Source organism: Buchnera aphidicola (Rhopalosiphum padi), assembly GCF_005080845.1.
Taxonomy (GTDB): domain Bacteria; phylum Pseudomonadota; class Gammaproteobacteria; order Enterobacterales; family Enterobacteriaceae; genus Buchnera; species Buchnera aphidicola_AO.
On the sequence record NZ_CP034858.1, the window covers coordinates 274,347 to 296,712 of the forward strand.

Annotated in this window: 21 protein-coding genes, 3 tRNA genes, 1 rRNA gene and 1 pseudogene; 17 read left to right on the forward strand and 9 right to left on the reverse strand. The window is 25.9% G+C overall.

Annotation, left to right across the window (positions count from 1 at the left end):
* Positions 1 to 20: 20 nt before the first annotated feature.
* The gene (gene argS / locus D9V76_RS01260; RefSeq protein ID WP_158337050.1) at positions 21 to 1,763 is read right to left on the reverse strand and encodes an arginine--tRNA ligase; all 1,743 of its coding nucleotides are present in this window, start codon (positions 1,761 to 1,763) and stop codon (positions 21 to 23) included.
* Positions 1,764 to 2,129: 366 nt separating this feature from the next.
* On the opposite strand from argS, the gene D9V76_RS01265 reads away from it, so the two are divergent.
* The 3 genes from D9V76_RS01265 to D9V76_RS01275 all read left to right on the forward strand — a co-directional run bounded on the left by D9V76_RS01265 (position 2,130) and on the right by D9V76_RS01275 (position 3,905).
* Positions 2,130 to 3,678 (forward strand): 16S ribosomal RNA (locus D9V76_RS01265).
* A gap of 61 nt (positions 3,679 to 3,739) precedes the next feature.
* Positions 3,740 to 3,816 (forward strand) — tRNA-Ile (locus D9V76_RS01270).
* A gap of 16 nt (positions 3,817 to 3,832) precedes the next feature.
* Positions 3,833 to 3,905, forward strand: a tRNA-Ala gene (locus D9V76_RS01275).
* Here the strand turns inward: D9V76_RS01275 and gloB are convergent.
* Together gloB and rnhA are read right to left on the reverse strand one after the other, a co-directional pair.
* Positions 3,897 to 4,658 carry a hydroxyacylglutathione hydrolase gene (gene gloB, locus D9V76_RS01280; protein ID WP_158337052.1) on the reverse strand — a complete coding sequence of 254 codons (762 nt, stop codon included), beginning with the start codon at positions 4,656 to 4,658 and terminating at the stop codon, positions 3,897 to 3,899. The two genes, D9V76_RS01275 and gloB, sit on opposite strands and share 9 nt — an antisense overlap.
* A 33-nt stretch (positions 4,659 to 4,691) precedes the next feature.
* On the reverse strand, positions 4,692 to 5,174 hold the full coding sequence (gene rnhA / locus D9V76_RS01285; RefSeq protein ID WP_158337054.1) for a ribonuclease HI: 483 nt from the start codon (positions 5,172 to 5,174) through the stop codon (positions 4,692 to 4,694).
* 46 nt (positions 5,175 to 5,220) lie between these two features.
* Between rnhA and dnaQ the strand changes: the two genes are divergently transcribed.
* The 5 genes from dnaQ (at position 5,221) to D9V76_RS01310 (ending at position 7,993) form a co-directional block, all read left to right on the forward strand.
* A complete protein-coding gene (gene dnaQ, locus D9V76_RS01290) occupies positions 5,221 to 5,937 on the forward strand; it encodes a DNA polymerase III subunit epsilon (RefSeq protein WP_158337056.1) in 717 nt (238 codons plus the stop codon).
* A 73-nt stretch (positions 5,938 to 6,010) separates the two neighbouring features.
* A tRNA-Asp gene (locus D9V76_RS01295) sits at positions 6,011 to 6,084 on the forward strand.
* A gap of 87 nt (positions 6,085 to 6,171) precedes the next feature.
* Positions 6,172 to 6,750: a D-sedoheptulose 7-phosphate isomerase gene (lpcA, locus tag D9V76_RS01300; RefSeq protein ID WP_158337058.1), complete on the forward strand. Its 579-nt coding sequence runs from the start codon at positions 6,172 to 6,174 to the stop codon at positions 6,748 to 6,750.
* Between the two features lie 109 nt (positions 6,751 to 6,859).
* Positions 6,860 to 7,324 carry a xanthine phosphoribosyltransferase gene (gene gpt / locus D9V76_RS01305; RefSeq protein ID WP_158337060.1) on the forward strand — a complete coding sequence of 155 codons (465 nt, stop codon included), beginning with the start codon at positions 6,860 to 6,862 and terminating at the stop codon, positions 7,322 to 7,324.
* Between the two features lie 99 nt (positions 7,325 to 7,423).
* Entirely contained in the window at positions 7,424 to 7,993 is a 570-nt protein-coding gene (locus D9V76_RS01310; protein WP_158337062.1) for a nucleotide exchange factor GrpE, read from the forward strand.
* Between the two features lie 9 nt (positions 7,994 to 8,002).
* Here D9V76_RS01310 and D9V76_RS01315 read toward each other — a convergent pair whose 3' ends face one another.
* Positions 8,003 to 8,284, reverse strand: coding sequence for an RnfH family protein (locus tag D9V76_RS01315; RefSeq protein ID WP_158337064.1), 282 nt, complete (start codon positions 8,282 to 8,284; stop codon positions 8,003 to 8,005).
* A 123-nt stretch (positions 8,285 to 8,407) separates the two neighbouring features.
* On the opposite strand from D9V76_RS01315, the gene smpB reads away from it, so the two are divergent.
* Together smpB and tadA are read left to right on the forward strand one after the other, a co-directional pair.
* Positions 8,408 to 8,899 carry an SsrA-binding protein SmpB gene (smpB, locus tag D9V76_RS01320; protein WP_158337066.1) on the forward strand — a complete coding sequence of 164 codons (492 nt, stop codon included), beginning with the start codon at positions 8,408 to 8,410 and terminating at the stop codon, positions 8,897 to 8,899.
* 10 nt (positions 8,900 to 8,909) lie between these two features.
* Positions 8,910 to 9,368, forward strand: coding sequence for a tRNA adenosine(34) deaminase TadA (gene tadA, locus D9V76_RS01325; protein ID WP_158337068.1), 459 nt, complete (start codon positions 8,910 to 8,912; stop codon positions 9,366 to 9,368).
* 30 nt (positions 9,369 to 9,398) lie between these two features.
* On the opposite strand, the gene acpS is transcribed toward tadA, so the two are convergent.
* The 5 genes and pseudogenes from acpS to lepA all read right to left on the reverse strand — a co-directional run bounded on the left by acpS (position 9,399) and on the right by lepA (position 14,283).
* Positions 9,399 to 9,779, reverse strand: coding sequence for a holo-ACP synthase (acpS, locus tag D9V76_RS01330; protein WP_158337070.1), 381 nt, complete (start codon positions 9,777 to 9,779; stop codon positions 9,399 to 9,401).
* Positions 9,780 to 9,870: 91 nt separating this feature from the next.
* Positions 9,871 to 10,725: a GTPase Era gene (gene era, locus D9V76_RS01335; RefSeq protein ID WP_158337072.1), complete on the reverse strand. Its 855-nt coding sequence runs from the start codon at positions 10,723 to 10,725 to the stop codon at positions 9,871 to 9,873.
* Entirely contained in the window at positions 10,722 to 11,402 is a 681-nt protein-coding gene (rnc, locus tag D9V76_RS01340; RefSeq protein ID WP_158337074.1) for a ribonuclease III, read from the reverse strand. The genes era and rnc overlap by 4 nt, the downstream gene beginning before the upstream one ends.
* Before the next feature lie 137 nt (positions 11,403 to 11,539).
* A pseudogene (gene lepB, locus D9V76_RS01345) lies at positions 11,540 to 12,474 on the reverse strand (signal peptidase I).
* A 15-nt stretch (positions 12,475 to 12,489) separates the two neighbouring features.
* A complete protein-coding gene (lepA, locus tag D9V76_RS01350; protein WP_172599428.1) occupies positions 12,490 to 14,283 on the reverse strand; it encodes a translation elongation factor 4 in 1,794 nt (597 codons plus the stop codon).
* A gap of 264 nt (positions 14,284 to 14,547) precedes the next feature.
* On the opposite strand from lepA, the gene mnmA reads away from it, so the two are divergent.
* From mnmA to lipB, 7 genes are all read left to right on the forward strand, one after another.
* Positions 14,548 to 15,651 (forward strand): tRNA 2-thiouridine(34) synthase MnmA, encoded by a 1,104-nt coding sequence (mnmA, locus tag D9V76_RS01355; protein WP_158337078.1) that lies wholly within the window; start codon positions 14,548 to 14,550, stop codon positions 15,649 to 15,651.
* A 155-nt stretch (positions 15,652 to 15,806) separates the two neighbouring features.
* Positions 15,807 to 17,177 carry an adenylosuccinate lyase gene (gene purB / locus D9V76_RS01360; protein ID WP_158337080.1) on the forward strand — a complete coding sequence of 457 codons (1,371 nt, stop codon included), beginning with the start codon at positions 15,807 to 15,809 and terminating at the stop codon, positions 17,175 to 17,177.
* A 44-nt stretch (positions 17,178 to 17,221) separates the two neighbouring features.
* Complete coding sequence (locus D9V76_RS01365; protein ID WP_253254729.1) at positions 17,222 to 17,851, forward strand: transglycosylase SLT domain-containing protein; 630 nt, start codon at positions 17,222 to 17,224, stop codon at positions 17,849 to 17,851.
* A gap of 70 nt (positions 17,852 to 17,921) precedes the next feature.
* Positions 17,922 to 18,704, forward strand: coding sequence for an enoyl-ACP reductase (locus tag D9V76_RS01370; protein WP_158337084.1), 783 nt, complete (start codon positions 17,922 to 17,924; stop codon positions 18,702 to 18,704).
* Between the two features lie 188 nt (positions 18,705 to 18,892).
* A complete protein-coding gene (rnb, locus tag D9V76_RS01375) occupies positions 18,893 to 20,833 on the forward strand; it encodes an exoribonuclease II (protein WP_158337086.1) in 1,941 nt (646 codons plus the stop codon).
* Between the two features lie 173 nt (positions 20,834 to 21,006).
* Entirely contained in the window at positions 21,007 to 21,642 is a 636-nt protein-coding gene (locus D9V76_RS01380) for a YchE family NAAT transporter (RefSeq protein WP_158337088.1), read from the forward strand.
* A 67-nt stretch (positions 21,643 to 21,709) separates the two neighbouring features.
* On the forward strand, positions 21,710 to 22,360 hold the full coding sequence (gene lipB / locus D9V76_RS01385; protein WP_158337090.1) for a lipoyl(octanoyl) transferase LipB: 651 nt from the start codon (positions 21,710 to 21,712) through the stop codon (positions 22,358 to 22,360).
* Positions 22,361 to 22,366 lie beyond the last annotated feature (6 nt).

The following is a 22,366-nucleotide window of genomic DNA, read 5'->3' on the forward strand; positions in this document are numbered from 1 at the left end:
TTAAAATTTAAATTATTTTTTTACATTTTTTTTACTGTTTTTATTCCCAAAAGATTTAACCCTTTTTTTATTGTTTTTGCTGTTAAAAAAGATAATTTAAGTCTACTTTTCCGTATTTTTATTTTTTCGGAAAATAAAATTGAACAGTTTTCATAAAAATTAGAAAAATATGTAGAAAGTTGATAAAGATATTTGCACATAACATGAGGAGTTCCATTTTTAGCTATTAATAAAATAATTTCTTCAAATTCTAATATTTTAATAGCTAAGTTAATTTCACTTTCTTCATTAAGAATTATTTTCATTTTTATTTTATGAAATGGAATAGTAGATTTTTTTAAAATAGATATAATTCTTGTATAAGCGTATTGTATATAAGGAGCGGTATTGCCTTCAAAGCTAAGCATCTTATTCCAATCAAATATATAATTAGTATTTCTGTTTTTAGATAAATCAGAATATTTTACAGCGCTTATTCCAATTATTTTTCCTAATTTAATTAATTTTTTTTTGCATAAATTAGGTTTTTTTTTCTTAATTAAATTAGTAGCTCTATTTATAGATTCATTAAGAAGGTCAGAAAGTTTAATAGTGTCTCCATCACGAGTTTTAAAAGGACGTTTATTTTTAGATAACATCATTCCAAACGTATGATGTTCTAATAATAAACGTTTAGATATGTAATTAGCTTTTTTTGCAATAGTCCATGATTGTAGAAGATGTTGATATTGACGGGAATCGGTATAATATATAATTCGATCAGCATGTAAATTTTGATATCTATATTTAAAGCAAGCAATATCAGTAGTTGAATATAAAAAACCTTTGTCTTTTTTTTGAATTATGACTCCCATAGAGTCTCCAATCCTGTTTTTAAATTCGTCAAGAAAAACAATAGTAGCTCCGTTTTTTTCAATAGCTATTTTTTGTTTTTTAAGATCTTCTACAACTTTTGGAAGCATTGGATTATACAAACTTTCTCCCATAGTATGCTTTTTTTCTAATGTTACATTAAGTTTTTTATATATCTTATAATTTTCTAACATAGTAATTGATACTAATTTTTTCCAAATAGAACAACAGTATTGATCTCCATTCTGTAGTTTTACTACAAATTCTCTGGATTTTTTTGAAAATAACTCATTTGAATCATATTTTTTTTTTGATTGACAGTAAATTTTTTCTAAATCTTTAAGTGAAAGAAGATTTTTTTTTAGTTTTTTTAGTAGCTTATTGTCTTCTAAATACGCAATTAGCATGCCGAATTGTGTTCCCCAATCTCCAATATGATTGGCTCTGATTACTTTTTGTCCCAAAAACTCTAGTATTCTTACTGTAACATCTCCTATTATAGTTGATCTTAAATGTCCAACATGCATTTCTTTTGCAATGTTTGGAGAAGAATAATCTACTACAATATTTTTTTTTGGATAAATATACTTTATGCCAAGACGAGATGAAATAAATGGTATTTCTAATTTCTCAGATAACCATTCGTTTTTAATAAAGATATTAATGAACCCTGGATGTGAAAAAATTATTTTTTTATAGATATTTTTTTTTTCTATGTGATTTATTATTTTTTGAAACAATTTATATGGTTCTATTTTTAATATAGAAGATATCTTAATTAAGTTGTCCACTTGATAGTGACCAAATTCTATTTTTTTACTTGATATAATTAATACTTTATAATTGTAATTACTATTAATTTTGATCAGAGCTTGTTCAATATTTTTTTTTATTATGTATTTTATATTCATAAGCAACCTTTTTTATAAATTTAAATAAAATTAATTTTTATAAATAATTTTTTTAATATACTATAATATTTTTAATATTTAGTTGATTTTTATTATAAATATTAGTAGATCTATATTTATATTTTTTTATTTATTCAATAATAATATAACTTACTTAATAGATTTTTTTATAAAATTAAAAATAAAAATTAATTTTATTAAAAAAGGTTGACAACAGGATAAAAAAAATGTAATCTCATATAAAGTTTAAAAACAACGCTCTTTAACAAAATAATTAGATAATCTGTGTGGGCACAGAAAATTAAGTACAAAATTAATTTTTAAAAAAATTCTTAAAGAATTTATTCTTTAAGAGCAAAGCTTTTAAAACTGAAGAGTTTGATCATGGCTCAGATTGAACGCTGGCGGCAAGCCTAACACATGCAAGTCGAGCGGCAGCGAAAGAAAGCTTGCTTTCTTGTCGGCGAGCGGCAAACGGGTGAGTAATATCTGGGGATCTACCCAAAAGAGGGGGATAACTACTAGAAATGGTAGCTAATACCGCATAAAGTTGAAAAACCAAAGTGGGGGATCTTTTTAAGACCTCATGCTTTTGGATGAACCCAGACGAGATTAGCTTGTTGGTAAGGTAAAAGCTTACCAAGGCCACGATCTCTAGCTGGTCTGAGAGGATAACCAGCCACACTGGAACTGAGACACGGTCCAGACTCCTACGGGAGGCAGCAGTGGGGAATATTGCACAATGGGCGAAAGCCTGATGCAGCTATGCCGCGTGTATGAAGAAGGCCTTAGGGTTGTAAAGTACTTTCAGCAGGGAGGAAAGAAGTAAAACTAATAATTTTATTTTGTGACGTTACCTGCAGAAGAAGCACCGGCTAACTCCGTGCCAGCAGCCGCGGTAATACGGAGGGTGCGAGCGTTAATCAGAATTACTGGGCGTAAAGAGCACGTAGGTGGTTTTTTAAGTCAGATGTGAAATCCCTGGGCTCAACCTAGGAACTGCATTTGAAACTGAAATACTAGAGTATCGTAGAGGGAGGTAGAATTCTAGGTGTAGCGGTGAAATGCGTAGATATCTGGAGGAATACCCGTGGCGAAAGCGGCCTCCTAAACGAATACTGACACTGAGGTGCGAAAGCGTGGGGAGCAAACAGGATTAGATACCCTGGTAGTCCATGCCGTAAACGATGTCGACTTGGAGGTTGTTTCCAAGAGAAGTGACTTCCGAAGCTAACGCATTAAGTCGACCGCCTGGGGAGTACGGCCGCAAGGCTAAAACTCAAATGAATTGACGGGGGCCCGCACAAGCGGTGGAGCATGTGGTTTAATTCGATGCAACGCGAAAAACCTTACCTGGTCTTGACATCCACAGAATTTTTTAGAAATAAAAAAGTGCCTTCGGGACCTGTGAGACAGGTGCTGCATGGCTGTCGTCAGCTCGTGTTGTGAAATGTTGGGTTAAGTCCCGCAACGAGCGCAACCCTTATCCCCTGTTGCCAGCGGTTCGGCCGGGAACTCAGAGGAGACTGCCGGTTATAAACCGGAGGAAGGTGGGGACGACGTCAAGTCATCATGGCCCTTACGACCAGGGCTACACACGTGCTACAATGGTTTATACAAAGAGAAGCAAATCTGCAAAGACAAGCAAACCTCATAAAGTAAATCGTAGTCCGGACTGGAGTCTGCAACTCGACTCCACGAAGTCGGAATCGCTAGTAATCGTGGATCAGAATGCCACGGTGAATACGTTCCCGGGCCTTGTACACACCGCCCGTCACACCATGGGAGTGGGTTGCAAAAGAAGCAGATATCCTAACCTTGAAAAAGGAAGGCGTCTACCACTTTGTGATTCATGACTGGGGTGAAGTCGTAACAAGGTAACCGTAGGGGAACCTGCGGTTGGATCACCTCCTTAAAAATATATACTTTTTTTGAAAGTGCCCACACAAATTATCTAATAAAATTTTGTTTTATAAAGGCTTGTAGCTCAGATGGTAAGAGCGCACCCCTGATAAGGGTGAGGTCGGTGGTTCAATTCCACTCAGGCCTACCATAATAAATACTGTCTGGGGGCTATAGCTCAGCTGGGAGAGCGCCTGCCTTGCACGCAGGAGGTCAGCGGTTCAATCCCGCTTAGCTCCAATTAAAAATATCTTTTTTTTTCCTCAGTAAAACAAAAACCTCAAAACTACTTGTGCTAATTTTTAATCCCATTGATTTTTTAATTATTTTTTCCTTTGTTCTTAAAAATATATTTATTTTTTTTTCAGTTTCGAGAGTAACTGGAAGACTTTTCTTATTTTTGGAAATAATTTTTTTTGTTTTTTTATAGTATTTTTTTATTTTTTTATCAAATGGGAGAATGGACATAGAAAAAATTAAATTAGATAGCGTATATTCATGTGAACAACATAATATTGTTTTCTTTGGTAAAGATTTAATAAAATTAATAGATTGATACATATCAAAAAATCTGTTTTCAAAAACACGTCCACAACCACCTGAAAATAGAGTGTCACCACAAAAAATATATGGTTTTAAATAATATGAAACATGACCTAATGTATGACCTGGTGTAAAAAAAACATCAATCTCATTTTCTAATAACTTTATTTTATCTCCTTTTTGTACAACTTGATTTACACCGTTTTTTTTTGTTTCTTCAGGACCAAAAACAATTATATTTGGATATCTTTTTACAATTTCCCTTACTCCTCCTACATGATCAATATGATTATGTGTTAATAAAATTGCTATTGGTTTCCATCTTTTTTCTTCTATTTTTTTTATTATCTTTTCAGAAACACCAGGATCAACGATGATACAAAAATCATTAGTATTGTACAGGATCCAAATGTAGTTATCATTTAATATAGAGATACTTGTTAAAATCATTTTATATTCCATTAAAAACAAAAAATTTTTTTATCAATTTTTGTTTTGATAAAAATTATTTTCATAAAAAAAATCCTTAATTGAAGGATTTTGAGCAGATTTACGAGCAATTTTATCACATCTTTCATTTTCTAAATGTCCCATATGGGCTTTAACCCAAAACCATGTGACATGATGATTTTTTATAGCAGAATTGATACGTAACCATAAATCTAAATTTTTTACTGATTTTTTTTTAGTTGTTTTCCATTTTTGTTGCTCCCATTTAGAAATCCAATTCGTAATACCTTGTTTTACATATTGACTATCAATTGTAATTTCAACTATACAAGATTGTTTAAGAGTTTCTAAACCAGATATTACACCCATTAATTCCATTCTATTATTTGTAGTTAAAAAAAAACCTGAAGTTAATATCTTTTCATGTGATTTGTAACGTAATATTGTACCATATCCACCTGAACCAGGATTTCCTAAACAAGAACCATCTGAAAATATTTCAACTAATTTTAACATTTTAATAATTATTCCAATATTAAATAATTTAAATAAATAATTCATTATGAATAATAAAAAAAGAATAATTGTATTAGATACTGAAACAACAGGGATAAATAGTGTAGGCCCACCTTATCTGAATCATCGAATTATTGAAATCGGTGCTATTGAAATTATTAATCGTCGTTTTACAGGAAAAAAATTTCATTCTTATGTTAAACCTAATAGATTGATAGAATCAAGTGCTTTAAAAATTCATGGTATTACTGATGATTTTTTATTAGATAAACCCTCTTTTAAGGATATAGCTAAAGATTTTTTTAATTATATCAAAAATTCAGAATTAATAATTCATAATGCATCTTTTGATGTAGGTTTTATAAACCAAGAGTTTTCAATGTTAAGCGCAAAAATACAAGATATATCAAATTTTTGTTCTATTATTGACACATTAAAAATAGCTAGAAAATTATTTCCTGGTAAGAAAAATACATTAGATGCATTATGTTTACGTTATAAAATAAAAAATTCTCATAGAATTTTACATGGTGCTATTTTAGATGCTTTTCTCTTAGGTAAATTATATCTTTTGATGACTAGTGGTCAAGAATCAATATTGTTTGATAAGAATCTTGAAAATAAAAAATATTTTGGAAACCCCCAAAAATCAATAATAAAAGAAAATCGCTCTTTAAAAATACTAAAAGCAAATAAAGAGGAATTAGAACTTCATAAAGAATATTTAAGATGTTTAAAAAAGACAAAAGAATATATTTTATAGTAAATTATGAATAACTGTAAAAAGATGATTGACTCATTTTTTTAAAATATGTACAATATAGAAATAGTAAAAAGGTGCGGTAGTTCAGTCGGTTAGAATACCGGCCTGTCACGCCGGGGGTCGCGGGTTCGAGTCCCGTCCGCACCGAAAAAAATAATTCTCTTTAATAATTTTTTTCTAATAAAAATAGAAAAAATTTTTTCTATCTTTTTTAAATTTTAAGAATATTAAAAAATGTATAAAAAAATTATTTCTTCTGAATTAAATACTGCATTAAAAATATTAAAAAATTTTTTAAAAAAAGAAGAACAAATAAAAAATATCGAAAAAGCAGCTATTTTAATAGCACAATCCTTTAAAAATAAAAAAAAAGTAATTTCATGTGGAAATGGTGGTTCTCATTGCGATGCTGTTCATTTTTCTGAAGAATTAACTGGTCTTTATCGAGAAAAAAGACCCGGATATGCTGCAATACCCATTTCTGATGTTGGTCATATTTCAGCAATAGGAAATGATTTCGGATATGATCAGATATTTTCACGTTATATAGAAAGCATTGGTCGTTCCAATGATGTGCTTCTAGCAATTTCCACCTCTGGTAAGTCTATTAATATTATTAATGCAATACAAGCAGCGCGTAAAAAAAATATGAAAGTCATTGTTTTAACAGGAAACAATGGAGGTGAAGTTAAAAATTTATCTGATATAGAAATTTGTATTCCATATCATGGTTATTCAGACCGAATACAAGAAATGCATATTAAGGTTATTCATATATTAATATTAATTATTGAAAAAGAAATGAAAAAATAAACTAATAAATCATTTAATTTGATTTTAATCATCATAAATCCTACAATAATTACAAATTATTTCCACTTTTATAATAAATACTATTTTTATAGTTTTGGATTTTTTTTTCATGAGTGAGAAATACATTGTTACCTGGGATATGCTTCAAATTCATACTAGAAGACTAGCAAAACGGTTACTAAAAATACAAAATTCTTGGAATGGTATTATTGCTGTAAGTCGAGGAGGTCTTGTTCCTTCTGCTATATTAGCAAGAGAATTAGGTATTCGATGCGTAGACACCGTATGTATTGCAAGTTATAATTATGATTGTTTGCAAAAAAATAGAAAAATAATTAAAAAAGCAAAAGGAAACGGAGAAAAAGTTATTGTTGTAGACGATCTTGTCGATACAGGAGGGACAGCAAAAATTATTCGTAATTTATATCCAAAAGCATACTTTGTAACTATTTTTGCAAAACCACTGGGTCGATTATTAGTAGATGATTATATTATTGATATTGAGCAAAACATATGGATAGAACAACCATGGGATATGTCAATATCGTATATTTCACCTCTTGTTAAAAAATAATAAAATCAATTTAAAAAATAATAAAATCGTTTTTTATAAAAATATACTATACAAATTTACATCAACAAAAATGTATTAAATTATAAAAAAGGTAAATTTATGGAAAATAAAAAAGAAAAACATGAAAAAACAGTTAATATTTTTGAAAAAAAAGAAAATATAGAAAAAAATAATATAGAAGAAAATGATTTGATAAATTCATTAGAAATAAAGTTAAAAGAATCTCAGGAACAACTTATAGAGTTGCAATTAGAAAATCATGAGGAAATAACAAAGTTAAACAATCGATTAAATAATGAAATAGAAAAATCTAGAAAATTTTCTTTAGAAAAAATAATTATTGAATTTCTTCTAATTATAGATAATGTTGAACGGGCTTCAAGTGTGATTAAAGAAAATAAAGAAAATTTTTATTTAGAAATTATCAAAAAAATAAATTTTATTTTATCTCTATCAGATGAAATTTTAAATGAATTCAATGTTTTAAAGATTAATGAAAAAAATGTATTATTTAATCCAGATATTCATCAAGCTATGTCTGTGAGTTATAATAATGAAATAAAAAAAGATAATCATGTACTAGATATTATGCAATCTGGTTATATTCTTCATAAATCTCGTTTATTACGCCCTGCAATGGTTGTTGTTTCAACATATAAAAATAATTAGTCTTTTATTTTAAATATAAATATTTGATCTTTTTCTTCTTCGTTCTTTGGGGTCGATGATTAAATTTCTATAGATTTCAATTCGATCTCCATTTTTTATATTTGAATTTAAACATACTAATTTATTATAAATTCCTACATTATTTCTATAAAATTGAATATTTTTCACTAAATTTAATAAATTTGAAGCCAATATGGCATCTTTTACAGTTGAATTTGAATTGATATTAACTTCATTAATATATTGAATATTAGGTAAAGCATAAACAACTGTTACTTTAATAGTTTTCATAGTTTTTTTATTTTTTAGAAATAAGTTCTTTTTTAACAAAATTTTTGAAATAAATCAATATATAAAAATAAATTTTTTTAAAAAAATATTTAAATACAAGTTTTTTTTGGATTACATCTAATTATGTCTCATAAAAAAAAATACCATTTAAAATCGTCTACCATTTGTACGAATAAAAAAGCATATTATAATTATTTTATAGAAGAAGTATTTCAATCAGGTCTTGTATTAATGGGCTGGGAAGTAAAATCTATTAGATTAGGAAAAATAAATATTACTGAGAGTTATATTAATAATGATAATTTAAACGAAATGTATCTTTATAATTCTATTATTCAACCTTTGAACACATCTTCTAATCACTTGTTTTGTGATTCATCTAGAAAAAGAAAATTATTATTGCATAAGAATGAAATTCAATATTTATCTAATAAAAAAAATAAAATAGGTTCTACATTGATTGCAATATCTTTATTTTGGGAAAAATCTTGGTGCAAATTAAATTTTGGATTAGCTAAGGGAAAAACTAAAATAGATAAAAGAGCAGACGAAAAACAAAACGAATGGAAAAAAGAAAAATTAAAAATTTTAAAAAAAACCAGATTTCATAATTAGAAAAAATTTTATGAAAAACAATCGCGATAGTTATTGGATGAAAGTTGCTTTAAGATATGCATGTTATGCAGAAGAAAATGGAGAAGTACCCATAGGTGCAATACTTGTTTTTCAAGAAAACGTTTTAGGAACTGGCTGGAATAGTGTAATTTCTCAGAATGATTCTACTGCTCATGCAGAAATTATGGCTTTACGTCAAGCAGGTAGAAAAATAAAGAATTATAGATTGTTGAACACCACGCTATATGTAACATTACAACCTTGTATGATGTGTTGTGGAGCTATTATAAATAGTCGTATTACAAGATTAGTATTTGGCGCTAATTACAAAGATTCAGAAAAAAATCCTTTTTTAAAAAAAATTTTTTTAAATTTGGAAAAAAAAAGTAAATTAATAATACAAAAAAATATAATGAAAAATGAATGTTCTCAGATATTAAATAATTTTTTTAAAAAAAAAAGATGTTAACCCTTTATTTAACATTTTTAAAAAAAAGCACTAGTTTTCTAAAATAACTAATGCATATGCATATAATCTTTCATCAGATATACTAACAAATATAGATTTACATTTTATTTCTCTAGATTTCTGTAAAGCACATTTTAAAAAACGCAGTTTTGGTTTTCCTAGATTATCATTATATAATTCCAGCTGATTAAATTTTATTCCGCAGTTTATTCCTGTTCCTAAAGCTTTAGAAGCTGCTTCCTTAGCTGCAAATTTTTTAGCAAGAAAATGAATAGGATTTTTGTTTACTACATATTTTTCCCATTCTTCTATTGATAAAATTCTTTTAGCTAATTTATCTTTAAAATTATAAACAATATTTTTAATACGTAAAATTTCTATGATATCTGTTCCTATACCTATAATAGACATATTATTAACTATGTTCCTTTAATTTAAAAAATTTTAGTTTTATTTTTAAAATTAGTTAAAATACTTAAAACATTTTAACTAATTTTAAAAATTATTTTTTAATTTTTTCTTTTACCCATATTAGAAGATGTACTTTCATATTCATTTTTTTTTCGATATCAAACCTAGACGACATACTAATTTTTTTAATTATTGCCGCTTTTTTCCCAATAATAATTTTTTTTTGTCTTTCTTTTTTTACATAAATTATAGCCTTAATATATAAATTTTTTTTTATTTTTTCTTTAAGTGATTCAATTTCTACTGTTGTTGTTGAAAGTAACTCATCTCTTAAAAAAAATATTAATTGTTGACGAATAATTTCGGATATTGAAAAAAATAAAGAATTTGTTGTAGTACATTTTTTAGAAAAAGCATGATTTTTTTTTGGTAAATAAGGATATATTTTATTTTCTAAAAGAGTTATATTTTCTCTTTTTTTCGCTGAAATAGGTATAATTTCTATTGGGTTAATTTTTTTTGAAAGAAAGTTAATATGTGGTAAAATAAGTCTTTTGTTTTGAATTTTATCAATCTTATTAATAACACAAATAATAGGAATTTTATTCTTTTTAATTTTATTAAAAACAATTTCATCATCTATTTTCCAAATAGTACGATCTATAATAAATACAATTAATATTGAATTTTTTATAATTTTTAAATTATTATCTTGTTTTTCTTTTATATCTTTTTTTTTGGTAATATGTATTCCTGGTGTATCTATGTAAATGAATTGATGGGATTTTTTTGTTTTTATACCTATAATATTTTTTTGTGTTGTATTTTTCTTTTTTGATGTAATAGAAATTTCATTTCCCACTATTTCATTAATTAAAGTTGATTTGCCAACATTTGGCCTACCAACAATAGCTATATACCCACAATATTCTGTTTTCTTTTTCACTCTACACCCAATTTAATTAATGCTTTTTTTGCTGCATCTTGTTCGGCTTTTCTTCTGCTTGTACCTTTACCAATTAAACTTTTTGGAATTGTACTAACTTCGCATTGAATAGTAAATAATTGATTATGTGCTTCACCATAAACTTCAACAATCAAATACGAAGGTAAAGACAAGTGTTTAGATTGTAAATATTCTTGTAATCGTGTTTTAGGATCTTTTTGTGTGTCACCAGGGCTTATTTTTTCTAAACGTTTTTCATACCATTTGAGTATTAATTCTTCTACTGTTTTAATATTACTATCTAAATAAATACCACCGATTAATGCTTCTACAGTATTGGCTAAAATAGATTCACGACGAAATCCCCCACTTTTTAATTCACCTTGACCTAATTGTAAATATTCTCCTAAATCAAATTCATATGCTATTTCTGCCAAGGTGTTGCCTCTTACTAAAGTGGCTCTCATACGACTCATATCGCCTTCATCAATATACGGAAAATGCTTATATAAAGCGTTAGCAATTACAAAACTCAGAATAGAATCTCCTAAAAATTCGAGTCTTTCATTATGTTTACTACTTGCACTACGATGTGTTAATGCCTGTTTTAACAGGTCTTGATGAGTAAAGGTATATCCTAATACTTGCTGTATTTTATTTGCTACGATATGGTTCATGTTATACCAATTTCAATAATATTTTAATTGATTTTTACATATAACAGGAAAAACAGTAAAATTTTGATAACATTGAAGATATATTTCAAATATTAATATATAATACTGATTATGTTCTGCTATATTAATTATTATTTTTAATATATGTTTCCAATTCTATTAATACGTATACCTGTTGGCCATTCATTTTCTTTTTTCTCAAAGCTCATCCATATTTTTATAGCTTTTCCTAATAAATTTTCTTCAGGTACAAAACCCCAATAACGGCTATCTAAACTATTGTCACGATTATCCCCCATCATAAAATATTTGTTTTTAGGTACTATCCACGTTAATTTAGGCATATCTGGTTGATGATAATAATCATTTTTTTTGTTTTTAATTCCATCTAATATTAGTATATTGTGTTTTAAATTATTAATTTGTTCTTCAACTTTCTTAAAGTAAATAGAATTATATATTCTCTCTTTTTCTGTTTTATTTTCGTTAAAAAGATATATTTTTTGAAAAAAATTGCTTAATTCAGTTTTAGAATATTTAATGAATAATTTATTTTCACAATTTTTTTGATTAATATAATTAATACAAACCTTTAATTTTTTTTTATTTATATCATATTGAATTTTATCCCCGGGTAATCCTATTACGCGTTTAATATAATCAATGTTATTTTTAGGATGTTTAAAAACTACAATATCGCCACGTTGCGGTAAATTTATTCGAATTAGAATTTTATTTGTAATTGGTTCTTTAATACCATATGAAAATTTTTCTACTAAAATAAAATCTCCTACTAAAAGAGTTGGCATCATTGAACCTGAAGGTATTTGAAAAGGTTCATAAATAAAAGAACGTACTATTAGAACAATAAAAAATGTTGGAAAAAGAGATGATAAAGACCGAAAAAAACATTTTTTATTTTCAAAAATTGTTTTATTTATTAAAAATATATTATTGTTCTTTTTTTTTTATCGTAAAAATAATTTTTAATTAAAGGAATTCGATAAATTATCCATAATATACCTGTGAAGAAAGTACTAATTAATAAAAAAAAAGTTAATATATTACGCATTTTTTTCCTTATATTCTAATTGTTATTAATGTTTAAAATTGCAAGAAACGCTGTTTTTGGCATATTAACATTTCCTATTTTTTTCATTCTTTTCTTACCATCTTTTTGTTTTTTTAATAGTTTCTTTTTTCTACTAATATCGCCTCCATAACATTTCGCTAATACATTTTTTCTTAATTGTTTAATTGTTGATCTAGCAACAATACTATTATTAATAGTTGCTTGAATATTAATATCAAACTGATGTCGGGGGATTAATTCTTTCATTTTATCAACTATTTCACGAGCACGATGTTGCGCATTTTTATAATAAGAAATTGTTGTTAATGCATCTACTCTCTCTGAATTGATTAGGACATCTATTCTAACCATTTTAACAGTTTTAAAATGTTTAAAATCATATTCTAGTGAAGCATATCCACTTGAAACTGATTTTAATTCATCAAAAAAATTTAAAACAACTTCGTTCATTGGAATATGATATTTTAAAGACACTTGTTGTTCATGATAAATCATGTTAATTTCAGTTCCTCTTTTTTTTATACATAATTTCATAACTGGACCAAGAAATTTAGGTGGTAATAGAATATTGCATTCAACGATAGGTTCTTTTATTTTTTTTATTTCGCTGTTAATGGGAAAATTTGAAGGAGTATCTAAATAAATTTTTTTCCCGTTAGTTAATTCTATTTGATAAATGACATTTGGAGCTGTTGAAATTAGATCAAGAGAATATTCTCGCTCTAAACGAGCTTGAACAATTTCCATATGTAGTAATCCTAAAAAACCACATCGAAATCCAAAACCAAGAGCAGTTGAGTTTTCTGGCTCATAAAACAACGAAGAATCATTTAAACTAAGTTTTCCTAAAGCATCTCTAAATATTTCGTATTGATCTGATGTAGTGGGAAATAAACCAGCATAAATTTGAGGTTTTATTTTTTTAAAACCTGTTAACATATTGATTGCTGGATTTTTAGCATTTGTTAAAGTATCGCCAACTGGAGCTGCAGAAATATTTTTAATGCCACAAATAATCCAACCTACTTCTCCACATTTTAAATAATTTTTATTTATTTTTTTTGGTGTAAATATACCTAAATGATCAACAAAATATGTTTTTCCTGTACTCATCACTTTAATTTTATCTTTTTTTGAAACTATTCCATTTTTAATTCTTATTAAAGATACTACACCGAGATAGTTATCAAACCATGAATCGATAATAAGTGCTTGTAATGGTTGATTTTCATTACCATCAGGAGCTGGAATTTTATTAATAATCTGTTCTATTAATTCTTCTATTCCCTGACCAGTTTTAGCCGAACATCTAATTGCATCTAATGCAGAAATTCCAATAATATCTTCAATTTCTCTAGCTACTTTTTCCGGATTTGAACTAGGTAAATCTATTTTGTTTAATACTGGGACTATTGATAAGTTCATCTCTAAAGCAGTAGAACAATTTGCTAATGTTTGAGCTTCTACACCTTGACTTGCATCAACAACTAATAATGCGCCTTCACATGCTGCTAATGATCTAGAAACTTCGTAGGAAAAATTTACATGACCAGGTGTATCAATAAAATTCAAATGAAAAATCTTACCATTTTTATTTATATAATCAATCATTACGCTTTGTGCTTTAATTGTAATACCTCTTTCTTTTTCTAAATCCATAGAATCTAAAACTTGGTCAGACATTTCTCTTTCAGAAAGTCCACCGCATTTTTGAATTAAACGATCAGATAAAGTTGATTTTCCATGATCAATATGAGCGATAATAGAAAAGTTTCTTATATTTTTCATTTTTTTGACCATTTTTAAAATTAATTTAGTTAAAATATTTGCTTAAAAATACATTGAAAATTTATTTTATATTAATATTTTTTAAAAGTATAAATATTTAATATATTTCTTATATTCATTTGAATATAATATAAATTCAATTAGTTAAATTTCTATAGATATAAAAAATATTTAAAAAATTTTTGTAATATTAAAAAATAATTTTTTTATTTCAAAAAAATATTAAATTTAATATTTTTTAAAAAAATTAAGATCTGATTATTTATGAAAGAAAAAAAGAAAAAAGTAATTATCGCTATGTCTGGAGGTGTAGATTCATCAGTTTCTGCTTGGTTTTTAAAAAAAAACAACTACCAAGTAGAAGGTTTATTTATGAAGAATTGGGAGGAAGATGATAAAAAAAAATATTGCAGTGCGGCTCAGGATTTATCTGATGCCGAAGATGTGTGTAAAAAGTTAAATATTCATTTGCATAAAATAAATTTTTCTAAAGAATATTGGGAAAAAGTATTTGAAAATTTTTTGATTGAACATAAAAAAGGAAAAACTCCAAATCCTGACGTATTGTGTAATAAAGAAATTAAATTTAAAATATTTTTTGATTATTCGATTAAAGAGCTTCAAGCAAATTATATTGCTACCGGTCATTATGCACGGATTAAGAAAAAAAATGGAAAATATTATCTTTTAAAAGGAACAGATCTGAAAAAAGATCAAACCTATTTTTTATATACCTTAAAAAGTATACAACTAAAAAACATTTTATTTCCCATTGGAAGTTTACAAAAAAATAAAGTTAGAATAATTGCAAAAAAAATTGGTTTAAAAATTGCTGAAAAAAAAGATTCTACTGGAATTTGTTTCATTGGGCCTAAAAAAATAAATAATTTTCTAAATCGTTATATTACAGCGAAAAAAGGCGATATTATTACAACTGATGGTGAAATTATTGGGCAACATAAAGGTTTATTTTGTTATACATTAGGACAACGTAAAGGTTTAGGGATTGGTGGAATTAAGGGAAAATATAACATACCATGGTATGTAGTAGAAAAAAAAATGAAAAATAATACGTTAATTGTTGCTCAAGGTTCATTTAATAAAAATCTGATGTCTATAGGTTTAATAGCTGAAAAAATTAATTGGATTAATAATGATGAAATTAATTTTCCTTTTTTTTGTCAAGCAAAAATAAGATATCGTCAAACCGATGTTTTTTGTAATATAAAATATATAAATAATTTTTCTATTAAAGTTTTGTTTGATTCTCCTGTTATTGCAGTTACACCTGGACAATCAATAGTTTTTTATTTATCAGAAATATGCATAGGCGGGGGGGTTATAAAATCAAGACTACCATTTTTATAATTTAATATTTTTTTAAGAAATAAAAATAATTATTTTCAATATAATTTATTTTTAATGATTTATTTAATCGTATATTTGGATGTTTTTAACAAAAAAATTTAAAAAAATTAATTTATGAATTTTTTTACAATTTTTAAAAATTAGGAATATAAAATATGGAGTTGAATTCATTAACAGCTGTTTCTCCAATTGATGGTCGATATTCTAATTCTACTAAGTTATTACGAAATATTTTTAGTGAATTTAGCTTTTTAAAGTATCGTCTTAATGTAGAGATTCAATGGTTAAAAAAAATAATTAATATGCATCAAATACCAGAGATTAAAAATATAGAAAAATCAGATATATTATTTCTTGATAGTATTTTTGAAAAATTTGATGAAAAAGATGCTATATCTATTAAAAATATAGAAAAAGAAACTAATCACGATATTAAAGCATTAGAATATTTTTTAAGAAATAAAATCTCTCAATCAAAAAAATTATCACCATTTTTAGAATTTGTACATTTTTTGTGTACTTCAGAAGATATAAATAATGTAGCATATGCGCTAATGATAAAAAATGCTCGTGATGAAATTATTTTACCGTTATGGAAAAAGATAATTGAATTTTTAAAAAACGCCTCTTTTCAATATAAAGATATTCCATTATTATCTTTAACCCATGGACAACCAGCTACTCCATCTACTATGGGAAAAGAGATGGTTAATTTTTACTATCGCATGCAACGTCAATATCATAAATTAAAAAAAATAGAAATATTAGGCAAAATAAATGGCACTACTGGAAACTACAATGCGCATTTGGTAGCCTACCCACAAGTTAATTGGCATGCAGTAAGCAAAGAATTCATAACATCACTTGGCATTTCTTGGAATCCATATACGACACAAATAGAACCACATGACTATATTGCAGAATTTTTTGGATGTATGTCTCTTTTTAATAATATATTAATTGATTTCAATCGTGACATTTGGGGGTATATTTCGCTTAATTATTTCAAACAAAAATCAGTAGATCAAGAAATAGGTTCTTCTATTATGCCTCATAAAATTAATCCTATTGATTTTGAAAATTCTGAAGGTAATTTAGGATTATCAAATGCTTTAATGAACCATATGATAAACAAATTACCGATTTCTAGATGGCAACGTGATTTAAGTGACTCCACTGTTTTAAGAAATATAGGAGTGGCGTTTTCATATTCTATTATTGCATATCATTCAGTTTTATCTGGAACAAATAAATTAAAAATTAATACTTCACAACTATTAAAAAATTTAAACAAAAATTGGTCAGTTTTATCTGAAGCAATTCAAACTGTTATGCGTCGTTATAAAATTGAAAACGCATACGAAAAATTAAAAAAATTAACTCGAGGAAAAGAAATAAAGAAAATTGATATACATAAATTTATTGAAAAATTAAATATTCCAAAGATAGAAAAAGAACGTTTAAAAAAAATCTCTCCATCCAATTATATTGGAGCAGCTAGTCAAATTATTAATGAAATAAAGTAAATATATTATTTATGTATTTATCTTTTAATTTTAAGGAATTTTTTTTGGTAACATTAGAAATACTAATTCTTTCTATTATATTACTGATGGGATGCAATAATTATTTAAATGTAAAAAAAAATACAGCAAATAATTATTCTTTTTTAAATAAAAAAAATATAGAAAAAACCATTCATAACTGGAATTTTCTTATTAAGAAAGCATCAAATAAATATAATGTTGAAGAAAAATTAATTAAATCTATTATTTATGCTGAGTCTTCTGGTAATCCTTATGCTAAAAGTGAATCAAATGCAATTGGTTTGATGCAAATAAAACCGTCTGCAGCAGGTCTAGAAATATATCGTTTAAATGGGAAAAAAGGTCAACCTTCTGTTAAAGAATTATATAATCCTAAAATAAATATTAATATTGGTACCTCTTATATAAATTTATTACAAAAAAAAAATTTATTTGGTATAAAAAATAAGGAAATAATGAGATATGCAACCATTGTTGCATATGTTAATGGAACGAGTGCATTATTAAAAATATTTTCTAAAAATAGAAATAAAGCAATAAAAATAATAAATTCTATGACAGTAAAAACATTTTTTAAATATGTAAAAAAACACCCATCAATACAGGCTTCACAATATTTAGAAAAAGTAATAAGAATTTATAATTTAATTTAAATATTTTACCGTTTTTAAATATAAAAAATAGAACATTTTCACGTATATGATATATATTTGGAATATTAAAATGGGCATTTTAAAAGGTAAAAAAATTTTAATAACTGGTATATTAAATGAAAAATCAATCGCATTGGGTATTGCAAAATCAATGTATAAGCAACAAGCAGAATTAATTTTTGTTTGTCAAAACAAAAAAATAATTAATAAAATCAAATATTTAATTCAACCAATTAATCATAATACTATTTTCTTTTGTGATGTATCTCATGATGAAAACATTAAAGAACTATTTTTTAATATAAAAAAAGTTTGGGAGAATTTTGATGGATTAATTCATTCTATTGCTTATTGTCCTAAAAAACAAATGCATGAAGATTTTATTGAAGGTAGTAATAGAGAATCCTTTAATATATGCCACGAAATTAGTTCATATAGTTTCTTAAGCATGGTAAGAGAATGTAAAAATATGTTAAATAAATTTTCCTCCTTAGTAACATTATCTTATTTAGGTTCACAAAAAATAGTGTCTAATTATAATATGATGGGTTTAGCAAAATCTTCCTTAGAAGCAAATGTTCGCTATATGGCTCATTCATTAGGTAAAAAAAATATTAGAGTTAACGTTATTTCTTCTGGACCCATTAAAACTGTATCTTCTTATCAAATTAAAAATTTTGAAAAAATAAAAAAAATACACAAGTCTTTATCTTTAACAAAAAATCATGTTACTAGCGAAGAAATAGGAAACGTTGCATCTTTTTTATGCTCTGATTTATCTATTGGAATTACTGGTTCAATTATTAATGTTGACCATGGTTTTCATTTAAACGGAATAGGTTCTATTATTTAAACAAAAAATTTTTGTACATATTTTTTCATTTTACTAATTTAAAATTTAACTTTAAATTGATTTGATAAATATAATATTAATTTTCATTGAAATTTTTAATAAAATTTATCTATGATATTATTCAAATAAGTTATATATTAAAATTATTAATTATTTATTTTCTACTATGGTAATTAGGTAGTATTATTATGTTCCAAAACAATCCATTACTTGCACAATTAAAAAAAAATCTACATGCTAAAACACCACGGGTTGAAGGAATAGTAAAAAGTACTGAAAGAGGATTTGGGTTTTTAGAAGTTGATGCACAAAAAAGTTATTTTATACCTCCTAAAAATATGAAAAATGTTATGCATGGAGATAAAATATTAGCTTTGTTAAAAGTGGAAAAAGATCGTGAAATAGCTGAACCTGAAAAATTAATTGAATCTTTTTTAAATCGATTTGTAGGGAAAATTGAAAAAAAAGACAATAAATTGTTCATTTTACCAGACTATCCATTTTTAAAAGACTTTATATTATGCCGAATTAAAAAAAATTGTATTGATATTTTTGAGACAGGGGATTGGGCCGTAGCGAAATTAATTAAACATAAACTTAACGGAAATCATATATTTTATGCTGAATTAGTTGAAGAAATAGTTAAGGCAAATAATCCACTTATACCATGGTGGGTAACTTTATCACGTCATAATCTTGAGAGAAAAGCACCTACAATAGAAAAAGATGATCTTATTCTGAAAGATCGTTCTGATAGAAAGGATTTAACTCATTGTAACTTTATTACAATAGATAATTTTAATACAAAAGATATTGATGACGCTCTTTTTATTAAAGAAAATAATGATGGCAGTTTTTGTTTAACTGTAGCTATTGCAGATCCGACTTCTTACATAAAAAGTGGTAGTAAATTAGATATCATTGCTGCAAAACGAGGATTTACAAATTATTTACCAGGTTTCAATGTTCCTATGTTACCTCGCAATTTATCAGAAGATATGTGTTCTTTAAATCCCAACGAACGCCGTCCAGTATTAGCATGTCGTATTAATGTTTTAAAAAACGGAAATATTTGTAATAAAATTAATTTTTTTTTAGCATGGATTAAATCAAAATCAAAATTATCTTATGACAATGTATCAGATTGGATTGAAAAAACAGGTTCATGGAAGCCAGAAACAAAATTAATTGAAAATCAAATATTGCTTTTACATCGTTTATGTTTATTACGTATAAAATGGCGAGCATTAAATTCTGTATTATTTAAAGATAGTTTGGAATATAGATTTCAATTTTCTGACACTGGAATTGTAGAAGATGTTGTTGTAGAAAAAAGACGTATTGCACATAAAATTATCGAAGAATCAATGATAATAGCAAATATATCTGCTGCCAATTTTTTATCAAAAAACCTGGGATTTGGAATATATAATACACATACTGGTTTTGATTTTATTAATGCTGAAAACGTCGTTTCTTTTTTAGAAAAATATAACTTAAAATTTACTGTAAAAGAAATAATTACATTAAAAGGATTTTGTAATCTTAGACGTGTTTTAAATATATTATCTAATAATTATGTTAATAGCCGTATTCGTCGTTATCAATCTTTTGGAGATTTTAGTATTACCCCAGGTCCTCATTTTGCATTAGGTCTTTCAGAGTATGCTACTTGGACATCTCCTATTCGAAAATACAGTGATATGATTAATCATCGTTTATTAAAATCTATTATTAATAAAGATAAAAATATTACTAAGCCCAGTGAAGATATAAAATTAAGAATTAGTGAGCAGAAACGTCGTAATAGAATTGCAGAAAGAGATGTGTCAGATTGGCTTTACACCTTACTTCTACAAAAAAAAGAATATAAAAATAAAAAATTTAATGCTGAAATTACAGATGTTTCTAGAAGTGGAATAAGAGCTAAATTATTAGAAAACGGTGCAAATGTATTTATTCCTGCTTTATTTTTACATCCTGTTAGAGAAGAATTAATTTTTAGTCAAGAAACAGGAAAAGTCTTTATTAAAGGTATTTTACACTATAAAGTATCTGATTTAATACAAGTTATTCTTTCAGAGATTCGATTACAAACACGCAGTATTATTGCACGACTTGATAATTAAATACTAACATTAATAATGTTTAAATAATTTTTAATTAAATTTATATACAAAAATATATTTTTTATATTATCTCAGTTCTTTGAGCTAATATTTTTTTAATAATTTTATTATATTAAACATTGCTGTTATTTTAATGTAATTAAAAGAAATTCAATATAAATTAAGAGTATAATATGCATATTTCAATGTTTGATTTTTCTATATATATAAAATTTTTTGTAAGTTTATGTGCTTTAGTTAATCCAATTGGAATGATTCCTATATTTACAACTATGACTAATAATCAATCTAATCTGGAACGAAAAAAAACTAATTTAATTGCTAATTTTTCTGCTTTTCTAATTTTGTTAATATCTTTATTTTTAGGTAATAGCATTTTAAATGCTTTTGGCATATCTATTAATTCATTTCGTATAGCAGGAGGAATACTGATTATTGGTATTGCTTTTTCTATGATTAGTGGAAAATTTACAAAAAATAAAAAAACAAGTACAGAAGAAAATCAAGAAAACATAAGTGTTGTACCTTTAGCCATGCCATTAATTGCAGGACCTGGAGCAATCAGTTCAACTATTGTTTGGAGTACTTATTATTCTACTTGGATCAATTTTTTAGGGTGTAGTATAGCTATTTTTTTATTTTCATGTGTTTGCTGGTTATGTTTTCGAGCTGCTCCATGCGTGGTTGAAATATTAGGAAAAACAGGTATTAATATTATTACACGTATTATGGGTTTATTACTAATGTCTTTAGGAATAGAGTTTCTTAGTATTGGAATAAAGTCTATTTTTTCTGAACTACTACATTAGTAATGTACTAAAATTAATATTTTTTATTTTATTTAGTATTTTTTGAATAAAAAATTGGATTTTCTTATTGAATAATAAAATTATTTTTTTTCGCAATTTCGGTTTAAAACATTGGATTGAAATGTTTAATAAAATGCATTTCTTTACAAAAACACGTGATATTTATACATTTGACGAAATTTGGTTTTTAGAACATTATCCAATTTTTACTCAAGGTTTGTTAAATAAAAGAAATATAACTACATCTAATGATAATATTCTTCACGATATTCCAGTAGTAACTACAGATAGAGGTGGTCAAATTACATATCATGGTCCTGGACAACAAATATTATATTTTTTAATTGATTTAAAACGTCGAAAAGTTACTATTCGTGATCTTATAAATATAATGCATAATTTAATAATAGAAACTCTAGATTATTTTTCTATTAAATCAAATGTTAAAAAAAACTCTCCTGGAGTTTATATAAATAATAAAAAAATATGTTCGTTAGGGTTAAGAGTAAAAAAAGGATTTACATTGCATGGTTTATCATTAAATGTTCATATGGATTTAACACCATTTAATTATATTCATCCTTGTGGTGATGTTGATATGAAAATGACACAAATTAAAGAATTTAATACTTTTTTAACATTAAAAGATATTCGTTTAATTTTAATTAAAAAACTATCTCAATTATTAAATGTTTCAATTATTGAAAAAAAATTTTAATATTAA

What these genes read in the sequence shown, in the direction of transcription:
- rnc (WP_158337074.1), bottom strand. Translation starts at nt 11,402, where the DNA reads ATGAACCATATCGTAGCAAATAAAATACAGCAAGTATTAGGATATACC.
- rnhA (WP_158337054.1), bottom strand. Translation starts at nt 5,174, where the DNA reads ATGTTAAAATTAGTTGAAATATTTTCAGATGGTTCTTGTTTAGGAAAT.
- smpB (WP_158337066.1), top strand. Translation starts at nt 8,408, where the DNA reads ATGTCTCATAAAAAAAAATACCATTTAAAATCGTCTACCATTTGTACG.
- lepA (WP_172599428.1), bottom strand. Translation starts at nt 14,283, where the DNA reads ATGAAAAATATAAGAAACTTTTCTATTATCGCTCATATTGATCATGGA.
- gloB (WP_158337052.1), bottom strand. Translation starts at nt 4,658, where the DNA reads ATGATTTTAACAAGTATCTCTATATTAAATGATAACTACATTTGGATC.
- acpS (WP_158337070.1), bottom strand. Translation starts at nt 9,779, where the DNA reads ATGTCTATTATAGGTATAGGAACAGATATCATAGAAATTTTACGTATT.
- dnaQ (WP_158337056.1), top strand. Translation starts at nt 5,221, where the DNA reads ATGAATAATAAAAAAAGAATAATTGTATTAGATACTGAAACAACAGGG.
- D9V76_RS01310 (WP_158337062.1), top strand. Translation starts at nt 7,424, where the DNA reads ATGGAAAATAAAAAAGAAAAACATGAAAAAACAGTTAATATTTTTGAA.
- D9V76_RS01380 (WP_158337088.1), top strand. Translation starts at nt 21,007, where the DNA reads ATGCATATTTCAATGTTTGATTTTTCTATATATATAAAATTTTTTGTA.
- argS (WP_158337050.1), bottom strand. Translation starts at nt 1,763, where the DNA reads ATGAATATAAAATACATAATAAAAAAAAATATTGAACAAGCTCTGATC.
- tadA (WP_158337068.1), top strand. Translation starts at nt 8,910, where the DNA reads ATGAAAAACAATCGCGATAGTTATTGGATGAAAGTTGCTTTAAGATAT.
- D9V76_RS01370 (WP_158337084.1), top strand. Translation starts at nt 17,922, where the DNA reads ATGGGCATTTTAAAAGGTAAAAAAATTTTAATAACTGGTATATTAAAT.
- rnb (WP_158337086.1), top strand. Translation starts at nt 18,893, where the DNA reads ATGTTCCAAAACAATCCATTACTTGCACAATTAAAAAAAAATCTACAT.
- D9V76_RS01315 (WP_158337064.1), bottom strand. Translation starts at nt 8,284, where the DNA reads ATGAAAACTATTAAAGTAACAGTTGTTTATGCTTTACCTAATATTCAA.
- lpcA (WP_158337058.1), top strand. Translation starts at nt 6,172, where the DNA reads ATGTATAAAAAAATTATTTCTTCTGAATTAAATACTGCATTAAAAATA.
- mnmA (WP_158337078.1), top strand. Translation starts at nt 14,548, where the DNA reads ATGAAAGAAAAAAAGAAAAAAGTAATTATCGCTATGTCTGGAGGTGTA.
- gpt (WP_158337060.1), top strand. Translation starts at nt 6,860, where the DNA reads ATGAGTGAGAAATACATTGTTACCTGGGATATGCTTCAAATTCATACT.
- purB (WP_158337080.1), top strand. Translation starts at nt 15,807, where the DNA reads ATGGAGTTGAATTCATTAACAGCTGTTTCTCCAATTGATGGTCGATAT.